Source organism: Clostridium sp. DSM 8431, assembly GCF_900116755.1.
GTDB lineage: Bacteria > Bacillota > Clostridia > Clostridiales > Clostridiaceae > Clostridium.
Genome location: NZ_FPBY01000327.1, coordinates 1 through 1081, shown reverse-complemented (window position 1 = coordinate 1081; position 1081 = coordinate 1). Strand labels below are relative to the sequence as shown.

At 26.2% G+C, this 1081-nt stretch carries 1 protein-coding gene; it reads left to right on the top strand.

Annotation, left to right across the window (positions count from 1 at the left end):
* The first annotated feature begins 311 nt into the window (after window positions 1-311).
* Window positions 312-989, top strand: coding sequence for a YveK family protein (locus tag BM384_RS17165; protein WP_090015504.1), 678 nt, complete (start codon window positions 312-314; stop codon window positions 987-989).
* Window positions 990-1081 lie beyond the last annotated feature (92 nt).

The following is a 1081-nucleotide window of genomic DNA, read 5'->3' as shown; positions in this document are numbered from 1 at the left end:
AACGGCACGTACGGTGGTGTGAGAGGTCGGTAATCAAAATAATTGATTACCTCCTACTCGATTTTACATATAAGGATATACAAGATATATTTCTTGATTTATAAAATAAATAAAAGTAGATTAAAAAGATTAAAACACTAGTTAACAATGCTACAAGACTGTAAAAAATATGACAGCATTATACAGACAAACAATGAAAAATCGTTTATAATATATAAAGTTAGTGAAAATATAGATGCATTTTTAATTTTGGTATATAAGCTTATGGAAAATGTTTTATGCAAACATTTAAAAAGTATGGAGGGATGTTAGTGAAAGAAGAAATTATAAGAATTGAGGATATTATTGATGCATTAAAAAGTAAGTGGCAGATGATAGTTATAGCTATGTTAACAACAACAATAATAGCAGCAGCTGCAGCATTCTTTTTTGTAAAACCCAAATATGAAGCAAGTACTAAGTTATTCATAGGTAAAGAAGCAAGTGGTCAAAGCACATATAATAGTAGTGATGTTCAAATGTATCAAAACATTTTAAAAACTTATGTTGATATAATAAAAACAGATGATTTAATAAATAGTGCAATTGAAGGTAAAGATGTTGATAAAGACTCATCTCAAATAAAATCAAGTTTAACAGTAGAACCATTAACAGGTACACAAATTATAAAAGTTAGTTATGTAAGTACTGATAAAAATGAATGTAAAACTGTAGTTGAAAATATAGCAAATGAATTTGTTTCAAAGTCAACAACACTAATTTCTAATGCTAATGTACAAATTATTGATACTGTAAAACTTCCACAAAGTCCTATTAGTCCAAATAAGAAACTTTATATTTTAGTAGGTGCATTAGTTGGATTATTAGCTGGATGTGTAGTAGTTATATTACAAGAATTTTTAGATAATACCTTTAAAGATAAAGAACAAGTAGAGTCCATATTAGATATACCTGTTATTGGTGTTATACCAAATGAAGATAAAATTTAAAGGAGGAATACTTTAGTTAATGAAAATATAGATAAATATGTTTAAGAATGTCAATATGTACTCAAGAAATGATATTAATGAATAAACACATA